Origin of the sequence: Halobaculum sp. XH14 (assembly GCF_032116555.1) — an archaeon.
Lineage (GTDB): Archaea > Halobacteriota > Halobacteria > Halobacteriales > Haloferacaceae > Halorarum > Halorarum halobium.
In genome coordinates, this window is the sequence record NZ_CP134949.1 from 2,669,600 (window position 1) to 2,685,859 (window position 16,260).

At 71.3% G+C, this 16,260-nt stretch carries 16 protein-coding genes; 7 read left to right on the top strand and 9 right to left on the bottom strand.

Features of this window, described 5'->3' with window-relative positions; all coding sequences use genetic code 11:
• Positions 1–61 precede the first annotated feature (61 nt).
• On the bottom strand, positions 62–1,792 hold the full coding sequence (locus tag RJT50_RS13695; protein WP_313692048.1) for a PT domain-containing protein: 1,731 nt from the start codon (positions 1,790–1,792) through the stop codon (positions 62–64).
• Between the two features lie 488 nt (positions 1,793–2,280).
• Between RJT50_RS13695 and RJT50_RS13700 the strand changes: the two genes are divergently transcribed.
• The 4 genes from RJT50_RS13700 to RJT50_RS13715 all read left to right on the top strand — a co-directional run bounded on the left by RJT50_RS13700 (position 2,281) and on the right by RJT50_RS13715 (position 5,345).
• Entirely contained in the window at positions 2,281–2,778 is a 498-nt protein-coding gene (locus RJT50_RS13700; RefSeq protein ID WP_313692050.1) for a metal-dependent hydrolase, read from the top strand.
• A 157-nt stretch (positions 2,779–2,935) separates the two neighbouring features.
• Positions 2,936–4,090, top strand: coding sequence for an acyl-CoA dehydrogenase family protein (locus tag RJT50_RS13705; RefSeq protein WP_313692051.1), 1,155 nt, complete (start codon positions 2,936–2,938; stop codon positions 4,088–4,090).
• A gap of 94 nt (positions 4,091–4,184) precedes the next feature.
• Positions 4,185–4,727, top strand: a complete 543-nt coding sequence (locus RJT50_RS13710; protein WP_313692052.1) for a zinc-ribbon domain-containing protein — start codon at positions 4,185–4,187, stop codon at positions 4,725–4,727.
• A gap of 6 nt (positions 4,728–4,733) precedes the next feature.
• Positions 4,734–5,345, top strand: a complete 612-nt coding sequence (locus RJT50_RS13715) for a dihydrofolate reductase family protein (protein WP_313692054.1) — start codon at positions 4,734–4,736, stop codon at positions 5,343–5,345.
• Between the two features lie 108 nt (positions 5,346–5,453).
• Here RJT50_RS13715 and RJT50_RS13720 read toward each other — a convergent pair whose 3' ends face one another.
• The 3 genes from RJT50_RS13720 to RJT50_RS13730 all read right to left on the bottom strand — a co-directional run bounded on the left by RJT50_RS13720 (position 5,454) and on the right by RJT50_RS13730 (position 8,538).
• Positions 5,454–6,239, bottom strand: a complete 786-nt coding sequence (locus tag RJT50_RS13720) for an aspartate dehydrogenase domain-containing protein (RefSeq protein ID WP_313692056.1) — start codon at positions 6,237–6,239, stop codon at positions 5,454–5,456.
• Between the two features lie 88 nt (positions 6,240–6,327).
• Positions 6,328–7,479 (bottom strand): cobalamin-independent methionine synthase II family protein, encoded by a 1,152-nt coding sequence (locus tag RJT50_RS13725; RefSeq protein ID WP_313692058.1) that lies wholly within the window; start codon positions 7,477–7,479, stop codon positions 6,328–6,330.
• A gap of 87 nt (positions 7,480–7,566) precedes the next feature.
• Entirely contained in the window at positions 7,567–8,538 is a 972-nt protein-coding gene (locus RJT50_RS13730) for an ornithine cyclodeaminase family protein (protein WP_313692059.1), read from the bottom strand.
• A gap of 159 nt (positions 8,539–8,697) precedes the next feature.
• Here RJT50_RS13730 and RJT50_RS13735 point away from each other — a divergent pair, with 159 nt between their 5' ends.
• The 3 genes from RJT50_RS13735 to RJT50_RS13745 all read left to right on the top strand — a co-directional run bounded on the left by RJT50_RS13735 (position 8,698) and on the right by RJT50_RS13745 (position 11,407).
• A complete protein-coding gene (locus tag RJT50_RS13735) occupies positions 8,698–9,861 on the top strand; it encodes an NAD(P)/FAD-dependent oxidoreductase (protein WP_313692060.1) in 1,164 nt (387 codons plus the stop codon).
• Positions 9,862–9,954: 93 nt separating this feature from the next.
• Positions 9,955–10,446 carry a GNAT family N-acetyltransferase gene (locus RJT50_RS13740; protein WP_313692061.1) on the top strand — a complete coding sequence of 164 codons (492 nt, stop codon included), beginning with the start codon at positions 9,955–9,957 and terminating at the stop codon, positions 10,444–10,446.
• Positions 10,447–10,537: 91 nt separating this feature from the next.
• Positions 10,538–11,407 (top strand): VOC family protein, encoded by an 870-nt coding sequence (locus tag RJT50_RS13745; RefSeq protein ID WP_313692062.1) that lies wholly within the window; start codon positions 10,538–10,540, stop codon positions 11,405–11,407.
• Positions 11,408–11,444: 37 nt separating this feature from the next.
• On the opposite strand, the gene RJT50_RS13750 is transcribed toward RJT50_RS13745, so the two are convergent.
• The 5 genes from RJT50_RS13750 to RJT50_RS13770 all read right to left on the bottom strand — a co-directional run bounded on the left by RJT50_RS13750 (position 11,445) and on the right by RJT50_RS13770 (position 16,255).
• Positions 11,445–12,149 (bottom strand): ABC transporter ATP-binding protein, encoded by a 705-nt coding sequence (locus RJT50_RS13750; protein ID WP_313692063.1) that lies wholly within the window; start codon positions 12,147–12,149, stop codon positions 11,445–11,447.
• An 82-nt stretch (positions 12,150–12,231) separates the two neighbouring features.
• Positions 12,232–12,987, bottom strand: coding sequence for an ABC transporter ATP-binding protein (locus tag RJT50_RS13755; RefSeq protein WP_313692065.1), 756 nt, complete (start codon positions 12,985–12,987; stop codon positions 12,232–12,234).
• Positions 12,984–14,051 (bottom strand): branched-chain amino acid ABC transporter permease, encoded by a 1,068-nt coding sequence (locus RJT50_RS13760; RefSeq protein WP_313692066.1) that lies wholly within the window; start codon positions 14,049–14,051, stop codon positions 12,984–12,986. The genes RJT50_RS13755 and RJT50_RS13760 overlap by 4 nt, the downstream gene beginning before the upstream one ends.
• Entirely contained in the window at positions 14,048–14,962 is a 915-nt protein-coding gene (locus RJT50_RS13765; protein WP_313692067.1) for a branched-chain amino acid ABC transporter permease, read from the bottom strand. The genes RJT50_RS13760 and RJT50_RS13765 overlap by 4 nt, the downstream gene beginning before the upstream one ends.
• Before the next feature lie 3 nt (positions 14,963–14,965).
• A complete protein-coding gene (locus RJT50_RS13770; protein ID WP_313692069.1) occupies positions 14,966–16,255 on the bottom strand; it encodes an ABC transporter substrate-binding protein in 1,290 nt (429 codons plus the stop codon).
• Between the last annotated feature and the right edge of the window lie 5 nt (positions 16,256–16,260).

Below are 16,260 nucleotides of genomic sequence, written 5' to 3' on the forward strand. Positions count from 1 at the left end.
GTCCCAGCAGTCCGGGCCGGAACGTCGAACGCCGGGGACGCCGCGACCCGCGGTCCGGAACTTACTCCGGGCCGTCGGTCGGCGTCCCGCTCGGCGCGTCTGTGGGCGTGGCCTCGGGCGTGTCGGTCGCACCCGTCGTCGGAGAGTCAGTCGGCTCCTCCGTCGGCGTCCCCGCCGTAGCGACGCAGTCGGCGGCGTTCACGACGTTGAAGCTCACGTCGCCCCCGTCGGCGGAGATTCGGACGTTCTCGATGGCCTTTCCCTCGTTCTCGCCCGTCCCGGCGAACGTCACCGGGGCGGCGTACGCCGGGTCGCCGCCGCGCTCGCCGACCCGCCGTTCGGACCCGTCGGCGAACGCCAGATCGGCGAACTGGAACGTCCGGGGGAGCGAGCCGAACTCCGCGGCGCCGACCGTGACCTCGGTGCAGTCGTCGCTGAACCGCGTCGCGTGCTCGCCCGGGCCACAGGGGGAGTTCGGGTTCCGGACGACGACCTCGTTGGGTGTGTCGAAGCTGAGCCGGTCGAGGACCCGACCCGGGGAGACGACGCGCAGTTCGTTCCCGAACCCGCCGTCGTACCCCTTGGTGGTCCCGTCGGCGAAGTAGGCGTTGACGTCGACGTTCACGTCGGTCGGATGTGACAGCGTCGCGGCCTCACAGCCGAACTCGACGTCCACGCACCCCCGGCGGTCGTGGGTCGCGCTCGCCCGCGCGTCGCCGTCGAGCACGACGACCTCCCGAATCCAGCCGTGGTACGCTCCGAACGTCTCGGCGTCCTCGTCCGTCTGCCCGCTGCCGGCGAAGCCGAACACCCGCTCTCCGGCGTAGTCACCGCTGAACGTGGGGACGGATCCGTCACTCATCTCCAGGCGGACCTCGTCGTACGACTCGGCCTCGACGGTCGCGTAGTAGCAGGACGGATCGATCCACGCGTCCAGTTGCCGGGCGGTCTCCTCCTCGTCTTGCTCGCTGTCCGTCTCGTCGGCGTCGGTTCCGTCCTCCCCGGTCCCGCCGTCGTCGCCGACGCGCTCGCCGGCGAGCAGCCGGTCGGTGACGTCCCGGCCGTTCAGGAGGAGGGTGAACGGGGGCGCACCGTCCGCCTTGTGCTCGAACTCGATGATCGGACCGTACAGGTAGAAGGCGTCACCGTCGCCGTCGCCCGTCGCGCCGAGCACGCCCCACGCGCCGTCGCGGAAGCGGTCGACGTCGTCCTCGACCTCGGCCGAGTTCCCGCCGCGGTCGAACGCCTTGGTGATCCGACCGTCGGCCACGACCTCGTACTCCAGCGTCCCCCCGCCGCCCGTCCTGACCTCGAACAGGTCCCGGCCGAGTTCCGCGTCCGGAGTGTCGAACGAGGTCACCCGGTCGGTCACGTCACGACCGTCGAGCAGGACCTCGAAGGCCGGCGCGGCCCCGTCGTTGTACTCGAAGTCGACGACGCTCCCGGAGAGCCGGTAGGCGTCGCCCTCCCCGTTGCCGCTCTCGCCGGCGACGGCGACCAGGCCCGAGCGGCGCTCGTCCAGGTCGTCGTTCCGGAGTTCGGCGGCGGCATCGCCCCCGAACGCCTTGGAGACCGTTCCCTCGACCGTGAACTCGTAGAACAGCGCTCCCTCCGCCGCGGTGACGATCTCCAGGAGGGCGTCCTCACCGACCTGGAGCCACTCGCCACGGGGGCGTCGCGCCGCCGTCGTCGCCGCCCGCTCCCGGAGGGGCTCGTCGCCGATGCCGACCGAGGCGCCGCCGATCGCCGCGGCGCCGAGGAACTCCCGCCGCGACATGTCGAACGGGTACATCGACACGTACAACGACGTGACAGGGCGTATAGGTCCGACATCGTTCACGTCCGGCCGAAGGAACGTGGTCGCGGTAAGCCGAGCTTTCGACGCCGGCCGCGCCCGCCGGTCGTCCGCGGAACCCCGCTCCGAGCCGCGGTGGCCGGGGGTAGCAACCCGATAGTCACGCCGTTCCGACCGTCCCGTCGCGGTGACCTGTCACACGACCGGGGTACTCGTGCCGTTCGACGAGGCCCGCAGGGGTCCGGGCGGACGGGCGTAGTGGTCCGGGCCGGCCGACCGCAGCAGCCTGGGCCGCCTGCCGCAGGGGTCTGGCCCGGTCGGCGTAGCGGCTGGGTGGGTAGACGCTCGCAGTGGTGGGAGACTGAATCCCCGTCCCGGATCGGTCGCCCGGCCGACAGGAGACGGAGACGGAGCCGAGTTGCGTCAGACGATCGGCAGACGGCGGGCGAAAGAGTCCTAAACCTGTTCGCCCGAGGCCGACCCGGATGAACGAGAGAGGCCACGTCGTGAACGCGGTGCTGCTCGGTGTCGGCACCGGCTTGTTGCTCGAACCGACCGTCTCGGTCGCAGCCCTCCAGAGCGTCGTGCTCGTCGGGGTGCCAGTCGTCCTCGGCGCGCTGTTCCCCGACATCGACACGTCCTTCGGCACCCACCGGAAGACGTTCCACAACGTCTGGGTGCTGGGGATCTTCGTCGCGTTCCCGTACTTCACGGGGAACCTCCAGTACGTCTGGCTGGGCATCACGACCCACTACGCGCTCGACCTGCTTGGCAACGTGAAGGGGATGGGCATCTTCCACCCGTTCCCGGGCTACTACGACATCCCGGTCGGCGTCCCCGTGACGAGCAAGTGGGCCGACGTGGTCACGCTGGCCGTGACCGCGTTCGAACTCGTGATCGTCGCGGCGATCATCAGGGCCGGTCGCGCCGGCGTGCTGGAGAGCCCGCTGTTCACGACGTTGCTCGACGCGGTTCCGGTGTAGGACGACGAATCCGGATCCGCGACGGTCCGCTACCCCGGGGACGGGAGATCGCCGCCCGACGGGGCCCGCTCGTCACCTCACGGTTCGACGGCCGGGCGGACACCCGTGAGGACGTCCCCCGGAAACGAATTTGACTGCCGGGTCCCAAGGGCCGAGCATGGAGTTTCGGCTCTCGGAGCGACGGCGGGAACTGCGCGACGACGTCCGCGCGTTCACCCGGGAGGAGATCCGGCCGGCGGCGATCGAACTCGACGGAAACGGCGAGTACCCGGCCGACATCCTCGACGCGCTGGGCGAGCGCCGCCTGACCGGGCTCACCGTCCCGGAGTCGTACGGCGGGCGCGGGGAGGGGCTCGTCGAACTGGCCGTCGTGACCGAGGAGCTCGCGGCCGGCCTGATGTCGGTCGCCAGCGCGATGGCGCTCCACCTCGGCGTCGCCGCGGTCATCGAGCGCTTCGGGACCGAACCACAGCGGGAGGCGTTCCTGCCGGAGATGGCGACGTTCGACCGGGTCGGCGCGCTCGGTCTCAGCGAGGCGAACGCGGGGAGCGACAAGCTGGCGATGGAGACCACCGCAGAGCGCGACGGGGACGAGTGGGTGCTGGACGGCCACAAGGAGTGGGTGACGAACTTCCTCGACGCCGACGTCGTGCTCACCTACGCGAAGACCGGCCCCGACGCGGACGCCCCGCACAACGTCAGCGCGTTCCTGGTCCCGACCGACGAGTTCGAGGTGGAGGAGGTGTGGCGGACGCTCGGCGCCCGGAGCGCGAAGTCCCCCCGCGTCTCCCTCGATGACGTGCGCGTTCCGGCGGACCGACTCGTCGGGGAGGAGGGGGAGGCGTACGTCCAGCGCGGGGCGGTCGCGACCGGCGTGAACGTCCCGGCACGCGGGGTCGGCATCGCACGCGCGGCCCTCGAGGACACGGTCGCGTACACGAGCGGACGCGAGCAGTTCGACCGACCCGTCGGCGAGTTCCAGGGCGTCCGCTGGCGGGTCGCCGAGATGGCCGAACGGGTCGACGCGGCGCGGTTGTTGACGCTCCGTGCCGCCGCGCGGGCGGACCGCGGGGCGGGCGTGGACCGGGAGCTGAGCATGGCGAAGGTCAGGGCGACCGAGGCGGCCGTCGAGAACGCGAACGACGCGCTCCAGCTTCACGGCGGCAAGGGGTACACCGACGAGCACCACGTGGAGCGCTACCTCCGGGACGCGCGCCTGCTCACCATCGCCGGCGGCCCGAACGAACTCCACAGGAACACGGTCGCCGACGCGACGTTCGACGAGCGTTCCGACGCGTCCGGGGATGAGTGAGACCGTCGGACGACGATCCACGCCGGGCCAGCCGCGGGGCAGCGACCGGGGCCCCACCGGTATCTTTAGCCGCTCTCGGGACCGAGGAGGAACGATGCCCTCCCACGAGACGGACGGCGGGAACGAACCGGAGCGCACGGACGACGGCGTGAACGACGCCGAGCGCGTGCGCGGCGGGGCCGGGGACGAGCACCGGGGTGGCGGCGTCGAGTCCGGGTCCCGCGAGCGCGGCCCCGACGAGGCGTTCTGTCGGGAGTGTGGAACCGTCATCGACGCCGACGCACGATACTGTCCGGACTGTGGCGCGTCCCAGACCGGGGGGCCCCGCGCATCGCCGGGGTCGACGATCGACAGGCTGGTCGAGGACCTGCTGGAGGGTGGCAACCCGTTCGTCGCGGCTGTCTTCTCCGCGCTGGTCCCCGGGCTTGGTCAGCTGTACAACCGGGAGCTCGAGAAGGGGCTCGTCGTGTTCGTCGCGAGCGTCCTCGCGGTGTTCTCGACCGCGATCCTGATCGGGTTCCTCCTCTACCCCGCCGTCTGGCTCTTCGCCATCTACGACGCGTACACGGTCGCGGATCGGCAGTCCGAGGAGCGCGACGAGGCGGAACGCGGCGAGCCCTCCCACGGGACCCGGTGACCGTCGATGGCCGAGGTCTGCCTCTACGTCGCGGCCAGCCTCGACGGCTTCCTCGCCGACGCGGACGGCGGGGTCGGCTGGCTCGAGGCGTTCGAGGACGAGTACCCGGACGGTGAGCCGGGCGAGAACGGGTACGAGGCGTTCTTCGGGACGGTCGACTGTCTCGTGATGGGCGCGAACACGTACGAGCAGATCGTCACCGAGTTCGCGGGAGACGCCGAGGACCGGGCTCCCGACGCCGACGGCGGTGGCGACGACGGCAATGGCGACGACGCGGCCGTTGCCGGCTGGCCCTACGGCGACGTCCCGACGTACGTGACGACCCACCGCGACCTGCCCCGGGCGAGCGACGCCGTCGAGTTCTTCGCGGGCGACGTCGCCGACCTGGCCGCCGATCTCGACGCCGAGTACGACACGGTGTGGCTCGTTGGCGGGGCGGCGCTCGCACGGGAGTTCGTCCGGAAGAACCTCGTCGACGAGATCAGGCTGTCGATCGTGCCGGTCCTGCTTGGCGAGGGGATCCGGCTGTTCGCCGAGGACGGGCCGGAACGCTCGCTCCATCTCGTCGACGAGACCGCCTTCGAGAGCGGCATCGTCGAGTTGCGGTACGCGCTGTGAGCGGATCGGTCGTCGGGCGGATCTTCCGGGTGACCGGGCCGGGGCGTCGCCGGGAGTCGGACGAACCGCACGTCGCCGGGGGTCGGGCGAACCGCACGCCGCCGGGGGTCAGACGAACCGCACGCCGTCGTCGGCGTGGAGGATCCGTCGGATCGACCCCCAGATCGACACGAGCGTGTAGTCGCCGGTCACGCCCTCGATGGCGCTGTCGCGGGTGATCTCCAGGTCGAAGCCGTCGCCGCTCGCCGAGACGACGTGGAGCGCTGAGTCGGCCTCGGGGTCCGCGACGAGCCGCGAGCGGGTGTCGTCGAGTCCGAGCGACGCCAGCGCAACCGCCGCGTGGGAGTTGAAGTTCCGGGGGAAGGTCCGGCAGAGCCCGCGGACGGGGCCCTCGTACAGTACCGTGGGCTCGGTGACGTCGGCCTCGTCCCACTCGTCGGTGTAGGCGAAATCGAGGTGCGAGGGGGCCTTCCTCGCCTCGATTTCGACCGACCGGAGCTCCGAGCGCGCGTCGACGAGGCCGTCGATGCCCAGCAGGGCGGCGTGTGGCAGGTAGACGGCGCTCGCGTGGTCGGCGGCCAGCCGGTCGAGGCGCACCTCCACCTCGGGGTCGGCCAGCGCGGACCCGGACAGGAGCACGAGGTCGGCCGCGGGGAGCACCGCCTCGGCGAGGTCCGGGACGGCCTCCGGGGCCGCGCCCTCGATCACGAGGTCAGCCGAACGGTGGGGGAGTTCGGTCACGTCCGTGACCTGCACGTCCGACGGGAGGTCGTTCCGGGGCGAGCGAACGTGGACGTACGCGAGTTCGAACGCGGGGTCCCGGTCGACGTAGCCGGCCAGCGCCCGACAGATGCGTCCGTAGCCGAGCAGCCCGATCCGATGCGGTGGGCTCATGGGTGTCCGTCTAGCGGCCGCGACGCTTAGCCGTAGTGCCGGTCGCGCGTTCGGAGCGCCGATCAGAACGGCCGATCAGAGCGGCCGATTAGAACAGCCGGTCGCTCGCCACGCTCGCGCCCTCGACGAGCGATTCGAGCTTCGCCCACGCGATCTCGGGGTCGACCATCGCCAGCCCCGCCTGCGTGTCGAAGCCGCAGTCGGGCGCGGCGACGACGCGGGTCGGATCGCCGACGGCGTCGGCCACCCGTTCGAGCCGGTCGGCGACCGTCTCCGGGTGTTCGATGACGTTCGTCTTCACGTCGACGACGCCCGGCATGAGGTACCAGCCGTCGGGCAGGGGGTGCTCGGCGAACGCGCGGTACTCGTGCTGGTGGCGCGGGTTCGCCTGCTCGATGCTGATGCCGGTGACGTCGAGGTCGTACAGCTCCGGGAGCACCTTCTCGAGTTCGACGTCCCGGTGGTGTGGCCCCTCGTAGCTCCCCCAGCAGGTGTGGAGGCGGAGCTGCTCGTCCGGGACGTCGGCGACGGCCTCGTTCAGCGCCTCGACGTGGAGCCGGATGATCCCCTTCAGCGTCTCGAGGGACTTGTCCTGCGGGCCGCGGTGGCCCGACGCGAGCAGCTCGGGCGCGTCGAGCTGGAGGGTCGCGCCCGTCTCGGCGATCAGTTCGTACTCCTCGCGGAGCGCGTCCGCGAGCGCGAAGACGAACTCGCGGTGCGAGCCGTAGTGGTCGTCGAACAGCGAGGCGGCGGCGACGCCCGGGGCGGCGGCCGTGATGAACGTCTCCTCGGGCTCGACGTCCGTCGCCGCGAGCAGGTCGAAGAACGCGTCGAGCTCCTCCCGTGCCGCGTCGGCCCCGACGTACTCGACCGGCTCGACGACCGCGGGCTGGCTCCGCAGGTCGATGGCGTCGGTGACGAACTCCGTCTCGGCGTACTCCGGGTAGTCCTGGAGGTCGTCCCACAGCGGCGCCTCGCGGGTGCCGCCGATCCCCGACACCCGGTTGGCCACGTACCAGTTGAACGAGACGCGGGGCTGCTCGCCGTTGTTGATGACGTCGAGTCCGACCGCGTCCTGTCGCTCGATGACGGTCTCGGTTGCCTCGCGCACCGCGCGCGACCACTCGTCGGCGTCGACGTCCTCCCCGGCGTCCCGACGCTTCAACAGCTCGCGCAGTTCCGGCGGGCGCGGCAGGCTCCCGACGTGTGTCGTCCGTATCCGGTCGGTTGGTTCGGCCATGACTCGTGTTCCGGCCGGGATGACGACGCGCTCGAATATGACTTTTGGGAGTATCCGACGCCGATACTATTCTTGGAAGTAATTAAATCACGTCGACTGCTCGGTGCCGATGCCCGCCTCGCGGGCCGCCCCGTACAGCTCGGTCGCGGCGGCGACGTCCAGGACGGCGCTGCCGACGCTCTCGACCACGATGATCTCGTCGGCGGACTCACGGCCCGCGCTCCCGTCGAACAGCCTCGCCATGGGTAGCAGGTCTCCGACGGTCAGGTCGGTCGCGGCGACGTCGCCGACCTCGACCACCTCCTCGGGCACGTCCGCGAACACCCGCGCGGCGCGGTCGAAGACGGCCGATTCGAGCTCCTGCATCCCCGACTCGTAGGCCCCGACGGCGACGACGAGCGTTCCGGGCGCGAGCGCCTCGGCCGGGAACACCGGTTCGGTGCTCGTCGTCGCCGTGACCACCACGGTCGCGTCCGCCACCGCCTCGGCGGGCGAGTCGGCCGCACGCGCCGGAATCCCCTCCTCGCGGAGGTCGGCGGCACAGTCGTGTTTCGAGTCGCTGGGCGAGTACACCGCGACGGACTCGACCTCGGTCAGCGTCGCGATGGCGCGGGTCTGCCAGCGGGCCTGTGCCCCCGCGCCGAGCACGGCGAGCCTGATCGGTTCGGGTGCGAGCTCCCGGACGGCGAGCCCGCCGATGCAGCCGGTGCGGGCGTTCGTGACGCGAGCGCCGTCCATGAACGAGACGGGCCGGCCGGTCCGGGCGTCCGAGAGGACGATCTGTGCGTGCAGCGTCGGCAGCCCCCGGGCGGCGTTCCCGTCGTGGAGGCTGACGAGCTTGGTGGCGAAGTAGTCGCCGCCGTGGACGTACGCCGGCATCGCCAGCCCCGTTCCGAGCGGCTCCTCGGAGTCGAGCCCGGTTCCGACCGGGTAGTGGGGGCGCTCCGGTCGTTCGACGCTGCCTGCGGCCTGCTTCACGAGCGCGTCCTCGACGACCGGCGCGAGCGAGTCGAGTTCGAGCACCCGCTCGAGGTCGCCGTCGGAGAGGAACAGTACCATGCCGGTCGGGACGGAACCCGTCGGGTTAGGTCTTCCTGCCCCGTCCGCGAGGGCCCGGCGACGACTCGATCGCCGGTCGCCCTGGACGTGACGACGGTCACGGTCGGCGAGCCCGCGTGGGAGTACACTTATTCGGGTCCGACGCGGACCGGCGTACGTATGGAGACCGTCGTCGTCGGGGGAGGAATCGTCGGGCTCTCGTCGGCGTACTACCTCGCTCGTGCGGGGGCCGACGTGACCCTCTGTGAGGCAGGCGCGCTCGGGACCAGAAGCACCGCCCGCTCCGCCGGCGGCATCAGGTCGCAGTTCTCGACGCCGGTCAACGTCGAACTCTCGCTCGCTAGCCGCGAGGTGTGGGACACGTTCGAGGCGGCGTTCGGCGTCGACATGGCCTACCGGAAGCACGGCTACCTGTTCCTCGCGCGGGAGGAGGCGACCGCCGACCGGTTCCGCGAGAACGTCGCGATGCAGAACGATCTGGGCGTCGACAGCGAACTGCTCTCGCCCGCCGAGGCGACCGACCACTGTCCCGAACTCGACCCGGGGCGCTTCGTCGCGGCCACCTACAACGCCGCCGACGGCTACGCCGACCCGAACCTCGCGGTCCAGGGGTACGCCACCGCGGCCCGGGAGGCCGGCGCGGACATCCGCACGAAGACGCCCGTGACGGACGTGCTCTCCGAGGAACGCGGCGGGGAGCCGACCGTGACGGGCGTGGAGACGGCGGCCGAGCGGATCGAGGCGGACGCCGTCGTCAACGCGGCCGGCGCGTGGTCGGCAGAGCTCGCGTCGATGGCGGGCGTCGACCTGCCGATCCGCCCGCGCCGCCGCCAGGTCGCGGTGGTCGACCCGACCGAGGACCTCCCCGAGGACGTCCCCCTCACCATCGACCTCGACACGGGGTCGTACTTCCGGCCCGAGCGGGAGGGGACCGCGCTCGTCGGCGGCCACTTCGGCGGCCCGGACCCGGACGTCGACCCGGACGGCTACTCGACGTCGATGGACATCGAGTGGGCCGCGACGGCCGTCGAGCACGCCGCGGACTACGTGGGCTACTTCGACGGCGACTCGCGCATCGAGCGCGGCTGGGCCGGGCTGTACGCGGTGACGCCCGACCACCACGCGATCCTCGAGGAGACCGTGCCGGGACTGATCACCGCCGCGGGCTTTTCGGGCCACGGCTTCCAGCACGCGCCGGCGACGGGGCAACTGGTCGCGGAGCTCTGCGTCGACGGCGAGGCCTCGCTCGTGGACGTCGACGCGCTGTCGAGCGACCGGTTCGGCGACGAGGGCGAGGAACTCGTCGAGCGGAACGTCGCCTGAGCGGTCGCGTCGGCAGAGCCGGCCGTGACGGTCGAGCGGTCGGACGGTCACGCCGACGGTACCGTTTTCATGCGAGCGCGCCGTTTCCCCCGTATGTCGGTCGAGGTTCGTCCCGCCCGACGGGACGACGTGGACGGGCTGTGCCGGGTCGCCGAGCGCGCCTGGCACGTCGCGCACGCCCCGATCATCGGGGGCGACGCGGTCGAGTCGTTCCTGAACGAGCACTACGACGCCGAGTCGTTCCGCGCGCTCGTCGCGGCCGACGCGGTGGTTCTGCGGGCCGCGCTGGGAAGCGACGGCGTCGTCGGCTTCGTCTCGGCGCGGCCCCGCGAGGGCGGGGCGACGTTCGACCTCGGGCGCATCTACGTCCACCCGGATCGGTGGGGCGAGGGGATCGGCGGGCGACTGCTCGACCGGGCCGAAACGGCGGTCCGTGAGCGCGGCGGCGACCGGATCGAACTCGGCGTCATGGCCGAGAACGACCGCGCCGTCGCGTTCTACGAGTCGGCCGGCTACGACCGCGTCGGCGAGTTCTACGACGACCGGATCGACGCCGACGGGTACACGTACGCGAACGAACTGTGAGAGCCGCTCCGGGTCGCAGTTCGACCGGGACCGAAGAGTGTCGCCGATACGACCAACTGTCCCCACCCCGAGAGCCGACCGTGGACTCACCATGAGCCTCACAATCGACCACGTCACGGTCGCCGGCCGCGACCTGGACGCGCTCGCCGAGGCGTTCACCGAGGCCGGCCTCGCCGCCGAGTACGGCGGCACCCACTCGAACGGCGTCACGCACATGGCGAGCGTCGGGTTCCGGGACGGCAGCTACGTCGAACTCGTCTCGACGGTCGAGTCCGACGCCGACTCGTCGTGGTGGGACGACCCGATCCACGAAAACGGCGGGCCGTGCGGCTGGGCCGTCCGCGCGGACGACATCGACGCCGAGACCGAGCGGCTCCGCGAGCGGGGCGTCGCCGTCGACGGCCCGCACGGCTACGAGCGCGAGCGGCCCGACGGATCCCGCGTCGCGTGGGACCTCGCGTTTCTCGACGACCGCGCGGACCCCGGCGCGACGCTCCCCTTTCTCATCTCCGACCGGACGCCCCGCGAGCGCCGCGTCGAGCCGACCGGCGAACTCGCGGGCTCGCCGGTCCGCGGCGTCGACACGGTGGTTCTCGGGGTACCCGATCTCGCTGCGGCGCGCGACCGCCTCACGGCCGCCTTCGACCTCGCCGATCCCGAGCGCGGGCGACTTCCGTCGATGGACGTCGAACTGGCCCGCTTCGCGGACGCGCCGGTCGCGCTGACAGAACCGACGGGTGACGGCCCGCTCGCCGACCGGCTCGACCGGTTCGGGCCGCGACCGGTCGCCTACCTGCTCGGCGTCGACGGCGGTGGCGACGGCGACGCCGGCGAGGGTAATCCCTTCGCGGACGTGGAGTTCGAGATCGACGGCCGGGAGTCATTCAAGAGCGGAACGGTGGGCTGGCTTCCGCTGACCGAACCTGTCGGTCGGCCGTACGTCGGGTTGATCGACGGCTAAAGAGGACCCGCGAACCGTCCGCCGGGACGGCCCGGGGTCAGCCGCCGAGGAACTGCTGGCGGACCTCCTCGTCGGTCAGCAGCACCTCGCCGTCGTCCTCGTAGCGGTTCTCGCCGCTGGCGAGGACGTAGCCCCGGTCACAGCGTCGGAGCGCCTCCTTGGCGTTCTGCTCGACCATCAGCACCGACGTGCCGCCGTCGTTGACGGCGTCGATGCGGTCGAACATCTCGTCCACGAGGTCCGGCGCGAGCCCTGCCGACGGCTCGTCGAGCAGCAGCAGGTCCGGGTCGAGCATGAGCGCACAGCCCATCGCGAGCATCTGCTGTTGCCCGCCCGAGAGCGAGCCGGCGCGCTCGTCGAGGCGCTCCTCGAGGACGGGGAAGCGCTCGAACACCGCCCGCTTGCGGTCCTCGGACACCTCGTCCTCGACGTACGCGCCGAGCCGGAGGTTCTCCTCGACGGTGAGCGAGGGGAACACGTTCTCCGTCTGGGGGACGTAGCTCAGGCCGCGCCGGATGACCTGCTCGGGGGCGAGCCCCGTGATGTCCTCGCCGTCGAACGAGATGCTGCCGTCGAAGCGGTCGGCGAGCCCGAACACCGCCTTCATCGCGGTGGACTTGCCCGCGCCGTTCGGCCCGACGACGGCGACGTACTCGCCGGCCTCGACGGTGAGGTCGACGTCGTACAGCACCTGGAGGTCGCCGTAGCCGGCGTCGAGGTCGACGACGTCCAGCAGCGTCACCCTGCCACCTCCGCGGCTGGCGACTCGAACCCCGTCCTGGGTCGTGGGTCGGTTCCGGTCGTGGGTCGTGTATCCTGCATGGTCACTCTCCGAGGTAGGCGTCGATGACGCGGTCGTCGGCCAGCACGTCCGCTGGGCTCCCGTCCACGAGCACGGAGCCCTGCTGGAGGACGACGAGGCGGTCGACGAGTTCGGTCAGCGTCTCCAGTTCGTGCTCGATGACGACGACCGTCATCCCGTCCTCGTTGAGCTCCCGGATGAACGACGCGATCTCGTTCGTGAGCGTCGGGTTGACGCCCGCGAACGGTTCGTCGAGCAGGAGGAGATCGGGATCGAGCATCAGCACGCGCGCGAGTTCGAGCAGCTTCCGCTGGCCGCCAGAGAGGTTGCTGGCGTACTCGTCGGCCAGGTGGTCGAGCTCGAACGTCTCGATGAGCTCGTCGGCGCGTGCGGCGACCTCGCGTTCGGTCTCCCGCATCTCGCCCGTCCGGGCCAGCGCCGCGACCGCGCGTTCGCCGGGCTGGTCGGGCGCGGCGAGCCGGACGTTCTCCCGGACGGTCATGGTGTCGAGCTGTCGGGTGTGCTGGAACGTCCGCACGAGCCCCTGTCGGGCGACGACCTCCGGCTGCTTCCCGGTGACGTCGTCGCCGTCGAACACGACGGAGCCGGCGTCCGGGGCGACGACGCCGCTGACGCAGTTGAACAGCGTCGACTTCCCAGCGCCGTTCGGCCCCATCACGCCGACGAGTTCCCCGTCGTCGACCGACAGCGAGAGGTCGTGGATGGCGATCAGGCCGCCGAACTTCTTGCGGAGCTCGTCGACCTCGAGGAGGCTCACGTGTCCACCCCCAGCTCGTCCGGGTCGCCCCAGATGCCCGCCGGCCGGTACCTGATGACGAGCACGAGGATCATGCCGACGACGATGAGCCGGACCGACGCGAACGTGCCCGCGGTGACCGGGATCGCCTCGTTGGCGAACCGGGAGACGAGCCGCAGGCCCATTATGATCGCGAGCCCGCCCAGCACCGCGCGGTGGTTCCCAGCGCCGCCGAGCAGCATCCCGATCCACACCGTCACGGTCACCTGAATGGTGAAAAAGCCCGGCGCGACCGCGCCGTTGTACAGCGCGAACAGCCCGCCGGCGAGGCCGGCGAGCGCGGCGCCGTAGACGAACGCGGCCATCTTGTACCGGAGCGTGGACTTCCCGACCGAGCGCGTGACGAGCTCGTCGGCCCGGATGGCCCGCAGCACCCGCCCGTACGGGGCCTCCGTGAGTCGCGTGAGCGCCGCGTACGTGAGCAGCATGAGGCCGGCAAACAGCACGAGCGTCGCCAGCAGCGCGGTGTCGAAGTCGCCCGCGAGCTCGTCGAGCGGCCGCGGGATGCTGAGGATGCCGGTGTTCCCGCCGAACGTGCCGTCGAAGTTGACGGTGACGTTGTGGAAGATCTCGGCGGCCGCGAGCGTCGCGATGGCGAGGAAGTCGTCCCGTAGCCGGAGCGACGTCGCGCCGATGACGCCGCCGACGACGGCCGCCGCGAGCACGCCCGCGACCAGCGCGAGCGGCCACGGGTAGCCGAGGCTCACGCCCGAGAACGAGTCGACGGCCGACAGCATCGCGACCGTGTACGCGCCGACGGCGAAGAACACGACGTGCCCGAAGTTCACGAGCCCGGTGTGGCCGTACTGCAGGTCGAGCCCGAGCACGAGGATGCCGTAGAGGCCGAACAGGACGCCGACCTCGACGAACACGCTGAGCGGCCCGGGGATGGGCGTCGTGACCGGCAGCCACGCGACCAGGAGCGCCACGACGACGGCGAGCAGGCCGCCCGCCGCCGCCGTCGCGCCGTCCCCCTCGGGGAGCCGCCGACCGACGGTGTCTGGGAGCCGATCGCTGACGCTCACGCCTCACGCACCTCCTGGCCGGCGATGCCGCTCGGTTTCACGAGCAGGACCAGCACGAGCACGAGGAACGCCATCGCCGACGAGACGCCGGTCATCGACGCCGGCAGGAACGCCGTCGACAGCGCCAGCACCAGCCCGATGACGTACGCGCCCGCGATGGCGCCGTACGGGCTGCCGGCGCCGCCGAGGATGGCGGCGGCCAGGATCTGCAGGATCTGACTGAACCCCGTGCTGACGCTGACGTTCGTCTGCACGCCGAGCAGGACGCCCGCCAGCCCGGCGAGCATGCCCGCGAGCACCCACACCGCGTTCCGGATGAGCTGGGTGTCGATGCCGCGGACGCGCGCGAGGTCGACGTCGTCGCTCATCGCGCGCATGGCGATGCCGACGTCGGTGCGCGTCAACAGCGCGTGCAACGCGAGGAACACCACGAGCGCGGACCCGATGACGACGAGGTGCTCGGACGTGACGAAGAAGTCACCCAGCAGGTCGACGGGGCCGATCGGAACCTCGGGGATCCCCCGGAACTGGTAGGTCACGGTGTCGACGTCGAACCGGCGCGCGCTCCGGCCCGCGCCGAGCCGGATGACGTTCCGGAGCACGAGGCCGAGGCCGATCGACGTCAGCAGCATCGGCACCGGTCCCGTGTGGTTGATTGGCGTGAAGAACGCCTTGGCGAGCAGGAGGCTGACGACGCCGGCGCCCGCCATCGCCACGAGGACCGCGGCCGGCAGCGGGAGCGGGAGCGCCGTCGCGGCCACGAACCCGACGAACGCGCCGATCGTGAGGTACTCGCCGTACGCGAAGTTGATCATGTTCACGATGCCGTAGATCATCGTGAACCCGATCGCGGCGATGGCGATGTAGGACCCCTGGACGAGCCCGAAGATGACGTTCTGAACCAGGCCCATTCTCTAGTATTCGCCTTCGGGGACGAACTCCTGGAGCTCCTGGGCCGTGATGGTGTCGATCTGTGTGAACTCCTGGTCCTGGACCTGGTTGATGACGACCGAGCCGAGCACGTTCCCGAACTGCGTGAAGCTCACGTCGGTCGCGGCACCCTGGTAGTTGATCTCGTCGCCGTTCGCGAGCGCCTCCTTCCCCTCGGTGAAGTCGGCGACCTCCGTCCCGGGGCCGCGGCTGACCGGGCCGAGGTTCTGCTCGACGGCCTCCGCGGTGGCCTCGCCCGCCCGCTCGATGGCGAGCGCGGTGACGATGGTGGCGTCCCACGCCGGGGCCGTCCACGCGTTGATCTCGGCGTCGCCCTCGCCGGCCTGGTAGGCGCTCTCGAACGCCGAGTAGTTCGGCCCGGACTCGCCCGGGCTGGCGGCCCACGCGCCGTTGAGTGGTTCGCCGACGGCGTCGATGAGGTCCTGCTGTGCGAGCGGGTCCGAGAGGATCGGCTGGCGGCCGTAGCCGCCGTCCGCCCAGTCGCTCATCAGCGTGGTCGCGTCCTCCAGCGGGAGGCTCACCGCGAACGCCGAGAAGTCGCTCTCGAACAGGCGGTCGAGCGCGGACTGGTAGCTCGAGGAGCCCTGGCTCACCTCGACCTGTTCGGCGACGGTGCCGTCGTTCGCCTCGTAGGCGTTCCGGAAGCCGTTCACCCACGAGCGGGCACCCTCGGTGTTCCCGTTGATGATGCCGACCGTGTCGTGGTCCTCGTCGAGCGCGCGCAGCGCCGCGCCCGCGGTGTGGACGGTGTCGCTGATGACGGTGCGCCAGATCCACTCGTCGTCCGAGACGTCCTCCGGCGTCCCGTGGTCACCGCCGCGGGTGTCGAGGAAGTTCGACCCGGGCCAGGGCGTGATGACGGGCGTGGCCTGATCCTGGATGAAGTCGTACAGGGGGTTGAGTTCGCTGGAGAACAGCCCCAGCAGCGCGACCGCGTCGTCGTTCTCGAGGAGTTGCGTGACGACGGTGCGGGCCTCCTGGGGTTCCACCGCGGTGTCGCGGCGCTCGATGGCGAGTTCGCGGCCGTCGAGCAGTCCCGCGTCGTTGATCTGCTGGACGGCGACGTCGGTCGCCTTCGAGACGCCGGGCTGGAGGAAGTCCCACTGCCCGGTGAGCGCGGCCGGCTGGCCGATGGTGACGGCGCCGCCACCGCCGCCCAGCCCCAGACAGCCCGCCGTCGCGGCGAGCCCACCGGCCCCGACTCCCTTCAGTAACGTACGCCTATTGACAGTACCTGTGTGGTTCGCTACCATGACGG